This window comes from Roseateles sp. (genome assembly GCF_031397715.1).
GTDB lineage: Bacteria > Pseudomonadota > Gammaproteobacteria > Burkholderiales > Burkholderiaceae_C > Paucibacter_A.
Window position 1 is genome coordinate 1 of sequence record NZ_JANNMI010000329.1, and the last position, 2,400, is coordinate 2,400.

At 64.4% G+C, this 2,400-nt stretch carries 3 protein-coding genes; 2 read left to right on the plus strand and 1 reads right to left on the minus strand.

All coding sequences use genetic code 11. The annotated features are described in order from the left end of the window. Together RMO57_RS14380 and RMO57_RS14385 are read left to right on the plus strand one after the other, a co-directional pair. The coding region (locus RMO57_RS14380) for an acyl-CoA dehydrogenase (RefSeq protein ID WP_310387734.1) at positions 1 to 571 on the plus strand (571 nt) is incomplete at its 5' end. 26 nt (positions 572 to 597) lie between these two features. Next, positions 598 to 1,551: a nitronate monooxygenase family protein gene (locus RMO57_RS14385; protein ID WP_310387736.1), complete on the plus strand. Its 954-nt coding sequence runs from the start codon at positions 598 to 600 to the stop codon at positions 1,549 to 1,551. Between the two features lie 14 nt (positions 1,552 to 1,565). Here RMO57_RS14385 and RMO57_RS14390 read toward each other — a convergent pair. Continuing rightward, positions 1,566 to 2,400 (minus strand): cation:dicarboxylate symporter family transporter (locus RMO57_RS14390; protein ID WP_310387738.1); only part of this gene is annotated, 835 nt, incomplete at its 5' end.

Below are 2,400 nucleotides of genomic sequence, written 5' to 3' on the forward strand. Positions count from 1 at the left end.
CCTGGGCGTGCAAGTGCATGGCGGCATGGGCTTTATCGAGGAAACCGGCGCGGCGCAGCATTACCGCGACGCCAAGATCCTGACCATTTACGAAGGCACAACCGCCATCCAGGCCAATGACCTGGTCGGCCGCAAAACCGGCCGCGACGGAGGCGCCTTTGCCCGCTCGGTGGCGGAGATGGTCGAGGCGACCGAGGCGCAGTTGGCCGCTCGCGCTGACAGCGCCGCCGCTCGCTCGGTGCTCAAACGCCTGGCGGCCGCTCGCCTGGCCTACCTCGATGTGGTGGACTTCATCGCCGCCAATGCGCGCAGCAATCCGAACGCGGCCTACGCCGGCTCGGTGCCCTATCTGATGTTGGCCGGCAATCTGGTCGCCGGCTGGCAGTTGGCACGCTCGCTGATGGTTGCCGAAGATCACTTGGCGGCGGGCAACGACGCGGCCTTTATGTCGGCCAAGATCGCCACCGCGCGCTTTTATGCCGAGCACATTCTGAGCCGCGCCGGCGGCCTGCGCGATGCCATTGTGGAGGGCGCCGACAGCGTCACCGCGATGGCGCTCGACGCTTTTTGAGTGATTTCTGAACGGAGAACCTTTCAATGTCCTTGCCCGCAATTTTGCAGAATCTGCCGCTGCCCATCATCGGCTCGCCGCTCTTCATCATCAGCAACCCCAAATTGGTGATTGCCCAGTGCAAGGCCGGCGTGATCGGCTCCATGCCGTCCTTGAACGCCCGCCCGGCCGAGCTGCTCGACGAGTGGCTGAACGAGATCACCACCGAGCTGGCCGCCTACAACCTGGCCAACCCGGACCAGCCGGCCGCGCCGTTTGCGATCAACCAGATCGTGCACAAAAGTAACGACCGACTTGAGCATGACATGGCCGTCTGCGCCAAGTACAAGGTACCCATCATCATCACCTCGCTGGGCGCGCGCGAGGACGTCAACCAGGCCGTGCACGCCTGGGGCGGCATCGTGCTGCACGACATCATCAACAACAAGTTCGCCAAGAAGGCGATCGAAAAAGGCGCCGACGGCCTGATCGCGGTGGCGGCTGGTGCTGGCGGCCACGCCGGCGTGAAGAGCCCGTTTGCCTTGATCCAGGAAATTCGCGAGTGGTTCGACGGCCCGGTCGCGCTGTCGGGCGCTATCGCCAGTGGCGATGCGGTGTTAGCGGCTCAGGCTATGGGCGCCGACTTTGCCTATATCGGCTCGGCCTTTATCGCCACCGAGGAGGCGCGCGCCTCGGAGGCCTACAAGCAGATGATTGTCGAGAGCAATAGCGACGACATCGTCTACAGCAATCTGTTCACCGGCGTGCACGGCAACTACTTGCGCGGCTCCATCGTCAATGCCGGCATGGACCCGGACAACTTGCCCGAGAGCGACCCCACAGCGATGAACTTCGGCGGCAGCTCCGCCAAGGCCTGGAAGGAAATCTGGGGCTGCGGCCAGGGCATCGGCGCGGTGCGTGAGGTGTTACCGGCGGCGGCTTTGGTGGCACGCCTGGCGGCTGAATATCAGGCCGCCAGGGTGCGTTTGGCTTTGACCTAATGGGTTTGCGCTGATCAGGTCTTGAGCTGCACGTTGACACGGTCCAGCACCTGCTCGGGCGCGTCGGCTTCCAGATCGGTCTCGTTGTTGAGGTGGCGGTTCATGCGCTCAACATCGAGGTCGCCGGTCCACTTGGCGACCACCAGGGTGGCGACGCCATTGCCGATCAGATTGGTCAGCGCGCGCGCCTCGCTCATGAAGCGGTCAATGCCCAGGATCAGCGCCAGGCCCGCCACCGGGATGCCGCCGACGGCGCTGAGCGAGGCGGCCAGCACGATGAAGCCGCTGCCGGTCACGCCGGCCGCGCCCTTGGAGGTCAACAGCAGCACGGCCAACAGGGTCAGTTGTTGCGTCAGCGACATCGGTGTGTTGGTGGCCTGCGCGATAAAGACGGCGGCCATGGTCAGGTAGATCGAGGTGCCGTCCAGATTGAAGGAGTAGCCGGTCGGGATCACCAGGCCGACGGTGGACTTCTTGGCGCCGAGGTTTTCCATCTTGGCCATCATGCGCGGCAGCACGGGTTCGGAGGACGCGGTGCCCAGCACGATCACGATTTCCTCCCGGATGTATTTTAGGAACTGCCAGAGGCTGAGGCCGGTCAGCCGCAGCAGCAGCCCCAGCACACCGAAAATGAAACACGCGCACGTCAGGTACACGCAGGCCATCAGCTTGCCCAGCCCCCACAAGCTGCCGACGCCGAATTTCGCGAGGGTAAAGGCGACGGCTCCGAACGCCGCGAGCGGAGCCAGTTGGATGATCACGCCGATCATGCGCATCAGCGCGTGGGAGATTTGCTCCAGCGCGTGGATGACGGGCTTCCCCGCTTCGCCCGCACCGGCCATGGCAAAG